The 14,401-nt window shown below is 38.2% G+C and carries 11 protein-coding genes; 9 read left to right on the forward strand and 2 right to left on the reverse strand.

The features are described from left to right. Positions 1-60 precede the first annotated feature (60 nt). The gene (locus tag SOLCA_RS03735) at positions 61-2,739 is read left to right on the forward strand and encodes an alpha-L-rhamnosidase-related protein (protein ID WP_014679113.1); all 2,679 of its coding nucleotides are present in this window, start codon (positions 61-63) and stop codon (positions 2,737-2,739) included. A gap of 146 nt (positions 2,740-2,885) precedes the next feature. Next, positions 2,886-3,437, forward strand: a complete 552-nt coding sequence (locus tag SOLCA_RS03740; RefSeq protein ID WP_014679114.1) for a DinB family protein — start codon at positions 2,886-2,888, stop codon at positions 3,435-3,437. Between the two features lie 79 nt (positions 3,438-3,516). Here SOLCA_RS03740 and SOLCA_RS03745 read toward each other — a convergent pair whose 3' ends face one another. Continuing rightward, positions 3,517-3,912 carry a hypothetical protein gene (locus SOLCA_RS03745; protein ID WP_042479238.1) on the reverse strand — a complete coding sequence of 132 codons (396 nt, stop codon included), beginning with the start codon at positions 3,910-3,912 and terminating at the stop codon, positions 3,517-3,519. Positions 3,913-4,115: 203 nt separating this feature from the next. Here SOLCA_RS03745 and SOLCA_RS03750 point away from each other — a divergent pair, with 203 nt between their 5' ends. From SOLCA_RS03750 to SOLCA_RS03760, 3 genes are read left to right on the forward strand one after another with little or no spacing between them, the layout of a single operon-like run. Continuing rightward, positions 4,116-4,589, forward strand: coding sequence for a carboxymuconolactone decarboxylase family protein (locus tag SOLCA_RS03750; protein WP_014679116.1), 474 nt, complete (start codon positions 4,116-4,118; stop codon positions 4,587-4,589). A 60-nt stretch (positions 4,590-4,649) separates the two neighbouring features. Next, entirely contained in the window at positions 4,650-4,988 is a 339-nt protein-coding gene (locus SOLCA_RS03755) for a YciI family protein (RefSeq protein WP_014679117.1), read from the forward strand. A gap of 58 nt (positions 4,989-5,046) precedes the next feature. Continuing rightward, a complete protein-coding gene (locus SOLCA_RS03760) occupies positions 5,047-6,279 on the forward strand; it encodes an RNA polymerase sigma factor (RefSeq protein WP_042479240.1) in 1,233 nt (410 codons plus the stop codon). Between the two features lie 104 nt (positions 6,280-6,383). Here SOLCA_RS03760 and SOLCA_RS03765 read toward each other — a convergent pair whose 3' ends face one another. Beyond that, positions 6,384-8,144 (reverse strand): DUF4468 domain-containing protein, encoded by a 1,761-nt coding sequence (locus SOLCA_RS03765; RefSeq protein WP_014679119.1) that lies wholly within the window; start codon positions 8,142-8,144, stop codon positions 6,384-6,386. A 400-nt stretch (positions 8,145-8,544) separates the two neighbouring features. Here SOLCA_RS03765 and SOLCA_RS03770 point away from each other — a divergent pair, with 400 nt between their 5' ends. The 4 genes from SOLCA_RS03770 (at position 8,545) to SOLCA_RS03785 (ending at position 14,337) form a co-directional block, all read left to right on the forward strand. Beyond that, positions 8,545-9,468, forward strand: coding sequence for a PorP/SprF family type IX secretion system membrane protein (locus SOLCA_RS03770; RefSeq protein ID WP_014679120.1), 924 nt, complete (start codon positions 8,545-8,547; stop codon positions 9,466-9,468). A 389-nt stretch (positions 9,469-9,857) separates the two neighbouring features. Continuing rightward, positions 9,858-12,137 carry a gliding motility-associated C-terminal domain-containing protein gene (locus SOLCA_RS03775; RefSeq protein WP_157604507.1) on the forward strand — a complete coding sequence of 760 codons (2,280 nt, stop codon included), beginning with the start codon at positions 9,858-9,860 and terminating at the stop codon, positions 12,135-12,137. Positions 12,138-12,281: 144 nt separating this feature from the next. Beyond that, positions 12,282-13,565 (forward strand): NfeD family protein, encoded by a 1,284-nt coding sequence (locus SOLCA_RS03780; protein WP_014679122.1) that lies wholly within the window; start codon positions 12,282-12,284, stop codon positions 13,563-13,565. Positions 13,566-13,575: 10 nt separating this feature from the next. Then, positions 13,576-14,337 carry a slipin family protein gene (locus SOLCA_RS03785; RefSeq protein ID WP_014679123.1) on the forward strand — a complete coding sequence of 254 codons (762 nt, stop codon included), beginning with the start codon at positions 13,576-13,578 and terminating at the stop codon, positions 14,335-14,337. Positions 14,338-14,401: the final 64 nt, after the last annotated feature.

The following is a 14,401-nucleotide window of genomic DNA, read 5'->3' on the forward strand; positions in this document are numbered from 1 at the left end:
TTGTCTGATCATCGCAGAGTTCAACATTTTCCAAAGATTTCATCTATAAAAAACATTGGAATGAAACCTATCATTACAAATCTAATGCTATTGCTGTTTGCAGGTGCGGCCTCGGCCCAAAGCAGTAAAGAACTTTACCGATCGAAGGAGTTCTCCATTTATACAGATAAAGTTGTACAGGGTAAATACATAGCAAAAGTGTTATCTCCTACAGAAATGACCTCTGATTACCAGAGTCCGGTTAACCTGTATAAAAGTCCGAAGCTGACGTTTAAATTCAGCATAAACGGAAAAGATAACGAAATGATCTCGGGTCAGGATCATAGCATCAATGTTATGGCTAAAGATGGCAAGTTCATTAGTCCGTTGATCACTTTTGGTAAGCATTATGTGGATAAAAAAAATGTACCAGATAATACCTACCTCGAACCTAATATTGATTTTACAATCCGTTTGGATATGCGCAACGTATTGAACGCTTTTAAAACCGACGGATTTTACAAGGGAGCAGACGGGAAGAAGGTTTATAAAGAAGATTTTAAAGGCGTGTACGTTGCCGGAAGTACATTGCCGCTGATCTGGGATTTCGATAACCTGGTTCACCATCCTGATCTTCAATTAAAAGATGATGATGGTGATGGCATTTATGAAGTGAAGGTAGTGTTGAATGAATTTAAAGAACAACCCAGTGTCTCGTCGAACTGGAAACTGAAGAGGAATATATCTGCATTTCCACAATATCAGGCTTCATCTCCAATTGAAAACGCAATGTATAATTTATCGTTGGATGAAATGGAGAATGCCATAGAAGCCGATAGTACACTGCGTACAGGAAAAGAATGGGCAGGCGTGTGGACCCGTGATGTAAGCTACAGCATCATTTTATCGATGGCAATTTTGCAACCCAAAGTAGCCGAATATAGCTTGCTGCGAAAGGTTAAAAATGACCGCATTATTCAGGATACAGGGACAGGAGGGGCTTACCCGGTTTCAACAGACCGCATGATTTGGGCCGTTGCTGCCTGGGAAATCTATAAAACTACGGGCGACAAAAACTGGCTTTCAAAGGCTTACTCCATTATTAAAAATTCGATAGAAGATGATTGGAAAAATGCTTACGATCCCAAAACGGGATTGGTAAAAGGAGAATCTTCTTTTCTCGACTGGAGGGAACAAGAATACCCGAAATGGATGCAGCCGGCAGATATTTATGAATCGGAATGCTTAGGGACAAATGTGGTGCATTTCCAGGCCAATAAAGTATTTGCTGAAATGGCCATCTTGTTAGGCCAAAAAACAGTATCCGATGAACACAATGCAATTGCTCAAACGATTAAAACGGGTATTAATAATTATTTGTGGATAGCGAATAAAGGTTATTACGGACAATATTTGTACGGAAGAAATTATAAGATCTTGTCGCCACGTTCAGAAGCGTTAGGTGAGGCATTGGCGGTGATCTTTGGGGTTGCAGATAATGAACGACAAAAAACAATCGTACGCAATACGCCGGTAAATAGCTTCGGTATTCCCTGTTTTTATCCTCAGTTACCCAATACTCCGCCTTACCATAATAATGCTGTCTGGCCATTTGTGCAAACCTATTGGGCTCTGGCTGCTGCAAATGCCGGAAATGAGCAATCGGTAATGGAAAGTATTGCCGCTATTTATCGTCCTGCGGCTTTGTTCTTAACCAATAAAGAAAATTTCGTAGCAGACAATGGCGATTTTGCGGGGACGCAAATCAATTCGAGCAACATGCTTTGGAGCTTATCAGGAAATATTGCATTGGTTTATAAAGTGTTGTTCGGCATGCAATTCGGCGCCGATCGGTTAACATTTAAACCAACGGTTCCGCAAGCGTTGGCAGGCACAAGAATGCTTACTAATTTTAAGTATCGCAACGCTTTGCTTACCATTTCGATGCAAGGTTTCGGGACTCAAATAAAATCCATTACGATGGACGGAAAGCCATTAGTTAATGCAATAGTTCCGGCTTCACTAACCGGAAAACATACGATCAAAATGGTGTTGACGAATATGATGGAATCAAGCTCGACAACCATTTTGCCTGCTTATACTTCACTTACTATACCTCAAGTGGAACTGAAGAATGATGAAATTGTATGGAAAAAAGTGCCGAACGCGGTTAGTTACGTCTTTATAAAAAATGGCGATCGAATTGATAATGGCATTGATACGGCTTGTATCATCAATAATAACAGTTTTGCAGAATACCAGGTTATTGCAGTCGATAAAAACGGTGTGGAATCCTTTGGGAGCGAACCCTTGCAAATAATCCCGGAACAAACAGTAAAAACTATAGAAATTGAAAATTTGACATCAAAAGCCGATTTGCCTTATAAAGGATATTCAGGTGATGGTTTTGTGGAAATATCCACCCAGAAAAACACTATTCTTTCATTTGAAACAACCATTACGGAAGCCGGAACCTACGCGATCAATTTCAAGTATGCAAATGGGAATGGTCCGATTAACACGGAGAACAAATGTGCCTTCCGAACACTAAAACTGAACAATAAGCAGGTAGGTACAGTGGTGTTGCCACAAAGAGGCACCAATGAATGGTCGGAATGGGGAATGAGTAACTCCGTTATCGTTGAACTAAAAGCCGGAACCAACAAGTTTGATCTTACCTATGAGACTAATAATGCCAATATGAATGGAACGGTGAATCAGGCCATGTTGGATTATGTGAGGATAGTAAAGGTGGAGTAGAACAAATCTTATTGAATAGTAGTTAGCGTCCCTATTTCTTCTATAGGGACGTTTTCTTTTTTTATAAAACCACCAATTCTGAACCTTATGTAAATAATTAATATTGTTAACTATTATTTATATTGAGCCCGAAAACTAAACATTCCATGGAAAAGCAGGAAATAAATGATCAGCTTAAAAAAGCTTACCTGGCCTTTACAGTTTATATTGACTCTTTAACTGATGAGGAATTTATTGTGAGTCATGATGGAAAATGGACTCCGGGACAGCAGCTGAATCATATTTTAATTAGTGTTAAACCGTTAACTCAAGCTTTGATTTTACCCAATTTCTTGCTTAAAATACTCTTTGGAAGTGCTAACCGGCCAAGTAAAACCTATGATGGGCTGGTTGCAAAATACCAGCAGAAATTAGCGAATGGCGGTCGAGCTACAAATAGATTTATTCCTAAAGAAGTTACTAGTGATCAAAAAGATAAACTAATCGATTCATTAAACTCATCTGTTGAAAAATTGATGAAGCAAGTTCAGGGGTTCTCTGAGAGTGATCTCGATCGATTAATATTACCACATCCGTTATTGGGCAAGTTAACCGTAAGGGAAATGTTGTACTTTACTATTTATCATGTGGGGCATCATCACGAAATAACTAAAAGAATTATTCATAATCACAATTCGGCTTTAAATGATGAAGCTTAACAAACATGGCCAAAATAGGTAGGCATTGTATCAAATTTTTACTTGAAGCAAATTCGCTATTTGATATATTCCTTTTAAATCATCTAGATTGTCTGTTTACTTTATAAAATATGGCAGGAGCCAAACAAAGCCAAATTGGAACCAAAACCCAAAGGCGTCCTTTAAAAATGTTGTAGTCTTCAAGCAACTTTTCCCAGCTATTGCCTCCGTACAAACCGAAACCAAATTCAAATAATAAGGTCATTAAACACCACAATATTCCAATGTACATTGCCTGATTTAATGAGAGTGGAGGGAACTTTTTGATAACAAAGTATATGTAAATCGCGAAAATTAGTAGCAATGATAGCGTAGAAATTTGTCGGGCTGCTAAGTCTCCTAAATAATTAGTGTATACTAAATCTCTTAATGCGCCATTCATTATAGCCAAAACAACCATTGGAAACCAGGCAAGAAAGTACTTTAAATAACTCATGACATTCATATAGACAGACTTAAAGTTGAATGAATTTTTATGCTAATCCTATGATTTTCATCAATGGATATATTCTCAATCTTATAAAAAACAGCCTTTTTTAAAAAAAATAAAAAATACTTTAATCCCTATGTCCAATTTCTGTTCGCTCAGTCATTATTGTAGTGTAAATCAATTATCACTAACAATAAATAAAACAGAAAATGGAACAACGTATCAATGTATTCGAAAAAGGCCGTCCGGCAATGCAAGCACTTTATGCTTTAGGTATTTACCTTTCAAAATCTTCGGTAGATCAGCATTTGTTAAACCTTATTTATTTCAGGGTGTCGCAAATTAACGGGTGTGCAGCTTGTTTGGATATGCACTCAAAAGACCTGCGTGTTAAAGGAGAAACCGAACAACGATTGTACCTGTTAGATGCATGGCGCGAAGCTCCTTTTTACACCGAACGTGAACGCGCCGCTCTTGCCTGGGCTGAAGCCATTACCGATTTGAAAGATGGTCATGTAAAGGATGAGGTTTATCAAGAAGTAACCCAACACTTTTCTGAACAAGAAGTTATCGATCTAACTTTTGCGGCAATCACCATTAACAGTTACAACCGGGTTAATGTGGCCTTTCGAGCTCCAGCTGGTTATTATCAACCAACATCAAACGGAACTCACGCAAAGTAACACATCGGTTAAAAAAACTCAGCTAATTCATACATTTAAGAACCATTAAACAAAAGCAAAATGAAAGACTTCTTATTAATATTTCGCCAACCAAGCTATGATTATAGCACAACTTCAGCTGCTGATATGCAAGCTCTTACTAAAAAATGGCAAGACTGGGTGGGAGGAATAGCTGCTCAGGGAAAATTAGCTAGCAATGGAACGCGACTTTCATTAGATGGTAAAGTATTAAAAGCAGGTGGAGTTGTTACAGATGGTCCTTTTGTTGAAATTCGAGAGCGTTTAGGCAGCTTTGTTATTGTAAAAGCCGAAAACCTGGAAGAAGCAACAACCTTGGCTCATGGTTGTCCGGCATTAGATGCTGACGGCAGTGTTGAGATCAGACCAATTATTGGATAATACAATTTATTAAAACTCAACCCATTTTTTATTTTAAAAGGTGGGTAGTATTATAGATATGCAACGAGAATACGAACCACTAAAACAATTATTTCAGCAGGAGTTTTCCAAAATGGTAGCTGTAATTAGTAAACTATTTGGTTTACAGCATATCGAACTGGCTGAAGATATTGTGAGTGAAACATTTTTGCTGGCAGCTGAAACCTGGGGGATAAAAGGCATTCCACCAAATCCGGCTGGTTGGCTTTATACAGTGGCTAAACAAAAAACGCTGTATCAATTCAGGCGAAATAAAATACTGGAAGAAAAAGTAATTCCTGAATTAGTCATTAGTCAGCATACGGAGGAAGAAATGACTTTACAGTTTACTTCACAAAATATTAAAGATAGCCAGTTGCAAATGTTATTTGCGGTCTGTAATCCGGTAATTGCCAGCGAGGCCCAGATTGGTTTAGCGTTGCGTATTCTTTGTGGTTTCGGAATCGACGAAATTGCAGAAGCGTTTTTATCAAATAAAGAAACCATAAATAAACGTTTATTCCGGGCAAAAGAAAAACTCCGTACCGAAAAAGTGGAAATGGAATTTCCTGCGGAAAATGAAATAGGTGAGCGATTGGATAATGTTTTACGTGTTATTTACCTATTGTTTAATGAAGGATATTACTCTAAGACTGAAAACAAGGTCCTGCGTCAGGATTTATGCCTTGAAGCCATGCGATTGGCGGTAATGTTAACCGAGTATGAGCGCACAAATCTACCCTCAGCTAATGCACTCCTGGCATTAATGTGCTTTCATGCGTCACGATTCAACGCACGTTTGTCGCAAGAGGATTCGTTAGTACTCTACGATCAGCAGAACGAAAATTTGTGGGATAAAGGGTTAATAAACCAAGGTTTACATTATTTAAAACTTTCTGCGGCGGGGAATGAGATCACCTCTTATCACCTGGAAGCTAGAATTGCTTACTGGCATTGCATAAAAGAAGATACAGAAGAAAAGTGGCAGAGTATCTTGGAATTATACGATAGGCTGCTTCAAATCAATTATTCACCAAGTGTGGCTCTTAATCGACTTTTTGCACTTTATAAGGTAAAAGGGGCAGAAGTTGCATTGCTCGAAACTGAAAAGTTAAAATTAGAGAACAACCATTTTTACTTCATTTTTCTTGCCGAACTTTATAAAAATATAGATCATCAACAGGCAAAATTGCATTTACAAAAGGCCTTTTCCTTGGCTAAAACTCAAGCTGAAAAACAAGGAATACAAGCAAAAATGGATGGATTGGAGTAATGTAGGTAAGCTGATCAATCATTGGAAAAGAACCAAGAAGATAAACAAAAAAGTGCTCAAACATCGGTTGAGCACTTTTTGTTATACGCTTTTTATTCAGGTTATTACCCGCCAAATTTCATATCATTCATTACGCTAAACGGTTTCATTGCCGATTTTAAGCTTTCAATTACTTCTTTGATTGATTTGTCTGTTGAAGTTGCATGCATTTTATAAAGAGGTTTATAATCACCGTTATCTTTAAATGCGATATCACTTAAAATCAAATCCTCGATAGGAGTAGTCCAGCTTTGTGTATAGGCATTATTCCCCGAAGCATATTCAGATGAATAAATATCAGTCATTTCATAGGTGTAGCCTCCGTTTTTAACTGTAATGGTCATTGTCCAGGTAAGCTTATGCTGAAAATCTTTTGCATTCAATTTAGTGGTATAACCTGCAAAACCTTTTGCGATCAACACTCCATTATGAAGGTCATCTCGGTGAAGCACTTGGTTTTCTAACTGAAAGTTTAGTGTAATCCAATCTTTTGCACGTTGAAACAGTTCCACTTTAGTGCTCATTGAATCTAAACGAATACCACCAACATAACATACCTTGTTTGTGCTGTCGCTAACTGGAAATGTTATTTTTCCGGTGCCAATGCCTAATGCAGTCATCGTAACACGAGGACTATCAGGCATAAAAAACTCCGGTAATGCTTTAACCGGTGCAGAAACTTTTACAGGCTGAGCAACAGTAGTAGTAGTAGGTGCTGTAGCCGCTGGAACAGTAGCAACCACTTGTTTATTGCTGCTGTCAACTTTCGCTATTACTGGCGAAACAACTATTGCAGACTTAATGCTATCTGCCTTTACCACCGCAACTCCCGGTTTTTGAACTTTAGCAGCTACCTGGGTGCTGTCAGTTTTTGCGACAGCAGGTTGTGTATTCGGAATAGCCACTTTAGTTGAAGTTTCAATAGGAGCCACCACTACAGCATCTTTCGTTTTAACCGAATCCTTTTTAACTATTTCAGCTGATTTATTTGGTGTAATAACCTTTTCATTAACAGCATTTTTAGTGGTGTCATTTACTGCAATAGTGTTTTGTTTTTTAGTCAATGCCTCCTTCTCTGCCATTAAATATTTCATAACGCTATCGATAGCTTTACTGTCATTTAAGTTTTTCAGGCTATTAATTAACGACTGGGCAGTGTTCTGATTGGTTTTGACTGTATCACCTACCTTAGGTGCTGTTACTGCAACTGCCGGAGAATTGGCAGGAACAGCTTTAACCAAAGGTTCCTGTGCTTTTAACTGATCACTCATCTTAAACGGCTGCATAGCCGATTTAAGGCTTTCAATTACTTGTTTTGCATTTTTATCCAAGGCCATTGCATGCATTTTATAAAGCGGCTTATAATCGCCGTTTTCTTTAAAAGCAATGTCGTTTAACACCAGATCTTCCAAAGGAGTAACCCAGCTTTTGGTGTAAGCATTGTTACCCGATGCATCTTCAGTTGAATAAAAATCGGTCATTTCATAACTGTAGCTGCCGTTTTTTACCCGGATAGTTACCGTCCAGGTGAGCATATGATGAAACTCTTTCGCATTTAATTTAGTAGCATATCCGGCAAATGCTTTACCTACTATGATGCCTTCTTTCAGATCATCTTTATGTAGTACTTTATTTTCCTCCAAAAAATTCAGCAGAATCCAGTCTTTGGCTCGTTGGTGCAATTCAACTTTCATTAAATCGGCATCAACTTTGATTTCTGCTTTATAACTGATTTTATTTGTCGTATCTCCTAATGGAAATTCAAGCTTCTGGGCAAGCAATGAACAGGGGAAGAGGAAGAATAAGGCCAGTAAAAATTTATTCATAAAATTTACGTTTAATTCTTTCTGTAATAATTTGGTTAATTAAAATTTAAGGATGATTTAGTTTGGTTTAGAGAACGCGAGTTTTAATACCTGTTTTTGGTAATAAAAGTTACATTCTTAAGAAGAAAAAAAAATAACAAGCAGTAATCTTACAGAGATAAGCAATTGGATAACAGTGTTTAATTATTGAATATTTTTTAGTATTTTTTTGTTGCGATAAATGTTGTTAACAAATCCCTTTTTAATAACGTATAATAGCTTTTAGGAAAGACTGAAAAGAGATTTTCGAAGGTTTAGCAATTAACCATATATTTTAAGTTTAATAATGAAACTTATACTAATGTTTTACCGTACAAATGTTGTAGGATTGCCCAACAACAGACCATAACCGTAATTTTTAATGAAGAATTTTTTACTTACTATAGCTCTCTCTTTATTAATGGCATGTGCCTACGCTCAGCAGCGTCCTCAATACACCCTCTACATGCAAAATAATTACATCTTAAATCCTGCCATTGGTGGTATTGAAGATTATTATGACTTGAAGTTGAGTTATCGTTCTCAGTGGGTTGGATTAGAAGGGGCTCCCAAAACAGGTTATGCCTCATTTCATGCTCCTATTGGCGATGTAGATGAGAGACACCATGGAGTAGGAGGGTATATTGTTTCAGATAAAACTGATGCAACCAGCCGATTATCGTTCGATTTATCTTATGCTTACCACTTGCCGATTTCAGGAAATATGAAAGTTTCATTTGGCGTTGCCGGAGGCTTTACCCAGTATTCTACGGATGCTGATAAACTTAACCCTGCAAACCCTGGAGATATGGCAGTTGTAAGTGGAACACAATACTTACCTGACGTTACAGCTGGTATCTGGTTATATTCAGATAAGTTTTATGTAGGGGCTTCAGGTTTACAGCTGATCCCTGCTACCTTAAGCAATTCTACTTCGTCTGAAAAAGCATTGAATAAATACCGTGCTCACTATTTCTTTACTACTGGTTACCGTTTCCCTATAGGATATGATTTTATGGCTACACCATCAATTATGGTTAAATGGATCGATCCGGCTCCGGCTTCTATGGATTTTAACTTTAAATTGATGTATCAGGAAACAGTTTGGGCTGGGGTTTCTTATCGTAAAGCAGACAGTTTTTCAGCGTTGATTGGCTTAAATATCAGTTCGTTAATTAACGTTGCCTATTCATATGACTATGGAGTAAATGAGTTAACCAACTTTAACAAAGGTAGCCACGAGATCATTTTAGGCCTACAGCTTAATAACTCAGGCAAAGTAAAATGTCCGCGTAACGTTTGGTAAAAATTAATAGAATTTAGCAAGATATAAATCGTCTCTGTTAGGTCAGAGACGATTTTTTGTTTAAATACTACCCCTTTATCCGATTTGATGTTTGAACTAACAATTTTGTTTCAAAACTAATTTTTCTACTTTCCCCTCTGTAAACTCCCGCATTTTTTTCTTAAATTACTACTACTGATAGTATTAAAGTGGAAAATGATTATTTCCTCCTAATAAACATACCTGTTTAATATTTCAGGAAACGCTCTCAAATCTATATTTACATGCGCTACTCTCCATTAAGAAAAATGCAGTGTCTCCTGTTTTTTTTGGCGGTATCTGCTTGGTTATTTCCTAATAGTTCAATAGCTCAAAATTCAAATAAGGGTACGGATTTTTGGATAGGCTTTATGAGTCATATCGAGGGTGTTGGAGGTCCTCGTGGTGCAATTATGTCAATTTACATCACCTCTGACGTTTCTACCTCTGGAACGGTGTCTATTCCGGGTATAAATTCAAATCAAAATTTTAGTGTAACAGCAAATTCAGTAACTACAGTTGATGTTCCTGCATCGGCTTATATTGATAATACTCAAGGTGTAATAAATCGAGGTATTCATGTGGTTTCAAATGAACCGGTAGTTGTTTACGCACATATCTATGCTTTTGTCATCTCTGGTTCTACTCTTGTTTTGCCGACCAATACCTTGGGAAGAAAGTACATTGTATCCAGCTATCAGCCAAATGGCAGTGAAGGAGGTTCGTTCTCGCAGTTTCTGGTTATCGGAACAGAGGATGCTACTACAGTTCGCATAATGCCCCGTAGCGCCACTACAAACGGAAATCCTGCAGGTGTACCATTTGATATTGTGCTAAATATGGGAGATGTTTATGAGGTGCAATCGAAAGGAGATCTTTTCGGCTCTACGGTTGAGTCAATTAGTTCAGGGAGTACAACGGAAACTTGTAAACGAATTGCTGTGTTCGGCGGAACAACCTGGTCGCCTTTGGGATGTCCCAATGCGGATACGGGCGATAATCTCTTTCAACAAATGTATCCCATTAACTCATGGGGACGAGAGTTCATCACAATGCCTTTTAAAACTCGTGCAGGCGATTTTTTCAGGGTTTATGCTTCCGAAGCTAATACTCTCGTGAGTATGAATGGTAATAATACAACGCTAACTGCCGGCAGCTATTTTGAAACCAATATTATTGACCGACCACAGCACATTACTGCTAATAATCCAATTTCGGTCGTCCAATATAGCATAACTCAAATCTGTGACGGAAATTTGGGCGATCCGGAAATGATTATACTTAATCCTGTTGAGCAAAACCTGAAAAGGATTACCATGAACTCAACACTTAACTACCAAATCTCCCGTAATTATGTGAATGTGCTGATAAAAACTGCTGGTAAAGATAGTTTTCGCATCAACGGCAGAGTTTCCCGTTCAGCCTTTACACCAATTCCTGGCACTAATTATTCTTATTTACAGGAAGAAATTCCGGCGGGGAGTTTTACTTTAACGGCTGACTCAGGGTTTAATGCCATTGTTTATGGCTTCGGTGATATTGAGTCATATGGGTATTCTGCAGGCTCTAACCTGGAAGATGTTGATAAACGTATTATTGCCCGCTCAGGGAATGTGGAAGTTGATGGGGCGTGTATCGGTGTGCCGCTTACCTTTGATGTTCAGTTGCCTTATCAACCTACTAAGTTAGTTTGGAATTTTGCTAACGGGACAATAGTTACACAGGATAATCCTACAACCACCTCTACTCAACAACCGTTTATCTATCACTTTATTGATCTTTCCAATAATAACTTAGTTACCTACCAGCAACCTGGCGTGTATGTGGTAAGAGTAACAGCAACACGGCCTGGTGAGCAAGGATGTGAAGCAATTGACGAACTAATTTATAGCATTAATGTGGAGGCATTACCCGATTTGCGCGCATTACCAATCCCCGAAGTTTGTGAACGGGATGGAAACATTAATTTAATTACGCTGTTAAGTAGTCGTCCCGGCAATAACTATACGTTTACTGGCCCAGGTGTTACTGATAGTACGTTTAACCCTTTACAGGCAGGTGGAGGCACACATACGATCAATCTTTCTTACTCAAGTCCTAACGCAATTTGTAGTAAGTTTTTGTCATTTTCGATAACCGTAAAGCAATCGCCAATAGCAAACGCCGGAGAAGATGTTACTATTGATCTGGGAGAATCTACTCAGTTAGTAGGAAGTGTGAGTAGTGATGTTGATACATTTTCGTGGTCGCCAACAGCAACCTTAAGTAATCCACAAATTCTTAATCCAATTGCCACGCCAACAGAAAATACGGATTACATACTTGCGGGAGTCGGCTCAAATGGGTGCCCTTGTAAAGACACAGTAACCGTAAAGGTACTAACCGACCTAAAGATCCCAAATGTATTTAGCCCGAATGGTGACAATGTAAATGATACCTGGGTAATTGACGGAATAATCAATTATCCTGAGGCTATTGTCGAAATATTTAATAGGTGGGGAGATCGCATGTTTTATTCACAAGGTTATGGAGTTCCATGGGATGGAAGGCAGAATGGGAAAACCATTCCGCAGGCAACTTATTATTACGTCATAAGACCTAATAATCCGCGATTACAGCCTGTCTCTGGAGCAGTAACGGTTGTGTATTGAGGCGAAGCATAAAATAGGGCAGTGTTTCTCTAAATCGTTACCGTAATGCAAAATTGTAATTCCTGTGTATTTTCGGTATATTATCTATTACTTTTTTGAAAGGTTAACATTCCAGATTATGTTTTGCGTTTCAAAAAGATTTTTATGCGCCAGCTTGTTCTATATGTGATCTGCTATTTTCTTACGCCGTTGTTTGTTAAATCCCAAACGGTCGTATCGATAAATATTGATGCAGTTATTAATCCTGCTACAGCGGAATACATTCATAGGGGTATAGAAAAAGCTAAAAAAGAAAAAGCCACCTGTCTCATTATTCACCTCAATACTCCTGGAGGGCTGCTTAAATCAACACGGATTATTGTAGGAGATATCATGGAATCTACGGTCCCGGTAATCGTTTATGTTTCGCCAGCTGGTGCTCAGGCAGGTTCTGCAGGTGTATTCATTACATTAGCCGCACATATTGCTGTAATGGCACCTGGTACTAATATTGGTGCAGCGCATCCGGTAGATATGCAAGGCAATAAGGACAGTATTATGGCTGAAAAGCTCACAAACGATGCAGCAGCTTTTATTCGCACTATTGCCGAAAAAAGAAAACGCAATACAGAATGGGCTGAATTAGCTGTTCGGAAGAGTGTTTCTATCACTTCTACAGAAGCACTTGATAAAAAGGTGATTGATCTGGTGGCTAAAAATGATCATGAATTATTGCAACGTATTGACGGTAGAAAAGTGGAAGTAAATGAAGGTTCCGTTATCCTTCAAACTAAAACGGCACGTGTGCAAACGTATGATATGAATTTTGCGGAAAAGATTCTTTCTATCATTGGCGATCCTAACGTTGCTTACATATTACTTATCCTTGGATTTTATGGATTATTGTTTGAATTATATAATCCTGGCGCCATTCTTCCGGGAATTATTGGTGTTATCAGTCTTATCCTTGCTTTTTATGCTTTACATACATTACCTCTTAATTACGCCGGATTGGCATTAATTGCATTCGCTATTATTCTGTTCTTGTTAGAGATAAAAATAGTTAGTCATGGTTTACTTGCCATTAGTGGGGTTATATCAATGTTGCTAGGATCACTAATGTTGATACGGGAAGATACTGGTGAGGTGGGAAAGATTTCGTTGAGTGTGATCCTTACAATGGTTTCCGCTTCTGCGCTTTTTTTCTTATTTGTAATAGGCTTAGGTCTGAAAGCGCAACGAGCAAAACCGGTAACCGGTGTAGAAGCACTTATTGGCGAAACCGGCTCGTCATTAGAAATGCTTGATCCAGTAGGAACTGTATTTGTACATGGTGAAATATGGAAGGCTGAATCAACTGCCGGAATAATAAATAAAGGGGAAAAAGTTCGTGTTATTAAAAGACAAAATTTTAAACTTTTTGTTGAAGTCGTTCAAAAAGATACTTAAACTATATAAAATGGAACAAATACCCGTATTGCTTCTGGTTATTATTCTTTTTGCAATTATTATTCTTGCCAATGCTATACGTATTCTGCGAGAATATGAGCGAGGTGTTATTTTTCGATTAGGACGATTGATTGAAGTAAAAGGGCCCGGACTCATTTTACTGATTCCCATTGTTGATAAAATGATTCGGGTGAGCTTACGTACAGTGGTGCTTGATGTAACGCCGCAAGATGTAATAACACAGGATAATGTTTCTATAAAAGTAAATGCTGTTGTTTACTTCCGAGTTTTGGAACCTCAAAAAGCCATTGTGCAGGTAGAAAATTATTTAGCGGCCACTTCTCAAATATCACAAACTACATTGCGGAGTGTGCTTGGACAATCAGAATTGGATGACCTTTTGTCGCAACGTGAAAAAATCAATCACAAGTTGCAGCAAATAATTGATGCTAATACCGAACCATGGGGTGTAAAAGTTTCAAATGTAGAAGTGAAGCAAATAGATTTACCACAGGAAATGCAGCGTGCAATGGCTAAACAAGCTGAAGCTGAACGGGAACGCCGTTCAAAAGTAATAGCTGCAGAAGGAGAGTTTCAAGCGGCTCAACGCTTAGCTGATGCAGCAAAAATATTGAGTGAAGTGCCCAGTGCTTTAACATTGCGCTACTTACAAACATTAAGAGAAATAGCTACTGAAAAAAATTCAACCACTATTTTCCCAGTGCCTATTGATTTGTTGAAACCATTTATGAAACGAGACGATCAACCCTGATTCAATTTGAATGTGTGAATTGATCGTCTGTTTTTGTCAGCCTTTAACGCTAATGGAGGGTGGA

Source organism: Solitalea canadensis DSM 3403 (genome assembly GCF_000242635.2).
Lineage (GTDB): Bacteria > Bacteroidota > Bacteroidia > Sphingobacteriales > Sphingobacteriaceae > Solitalea > Solitalea canadensis.

Coding starts and splice junctions, on each gene's coding strand:
- SOLCA_RS03735 (WP_014679113.1), top strand. CDS start 61: ATGAAACCTATCATTACAAATCTAATGCTATTGCTGTTTGCAGGTGCG.
- SOLCA_RS03740 (WP_014679114.1), top strand. CDS start 2,886: ATGGAAAAGCAGGAAATAAATGATCAGCTTAAAAAAGCTTACCTGGCC.
- SOLCA_RS03745 (WP_042479238.1), bottom strand. CDS start 3,912: ATGAGTTATTTAAAGTACTTTCTTGCCTGGTTTCCAATGGTTGTTTTG.
- SOLCA_RS03750 (WP_014679116.1), top strand. CDS start 4,116: ATGGAACAACGTATCAATGTATTCGAAAAAGGCCGTCCGGCAATGCAA.
- SOLCA_RS03755 (WP_014679117.1), top strand. CDS start 4,650: ATGAAAGACTTCTTATTAATATTTCGCCAACCAAGCTATGATTATAGC.
- SOLCA_RS03760 (WP_042479240.1), top strand. CDS start 5,047: ATGCAACGAGAATACGAACCACTAAAACAATTATTTCAGCAGGAGTTT.
- SOLCA_RS03765 (WP_014679119.1), bottom strand. CDS start 8,144: ATGAATAAATTTTTACTGGCCTTATTCTTCCTCTTCCCCTGTTCATTG.
- SOLCA_RS03770 (WP_014679120.1), top strand. CDS start 8,545: ATGAAGAATTTTTTACTTACTATAGCTCTCTCTTTATTAATGGCATGT.
- SOLCA_RS03775 (WP_157604507.1), top strand. CDS start 9,858: ATGAGTCATATCGAGGGTGTTGGAGGTCCTCGTGGTGCAATTATGTCA.
- SOLCA_RS03780 (WP_014679122.1), top strand. CDS start 12,282: ATGCGCCAGCTTGTTCTATATGTGATCTGCTATTTTCTTACGCCGTTG.
- SOLCA_RS03785 (WP_014679123.1), top strand. CDS start 13,576: ATGGAACAAATACCCGTATTGCTTCTGGTTATTATTCTTTTTGCAATT.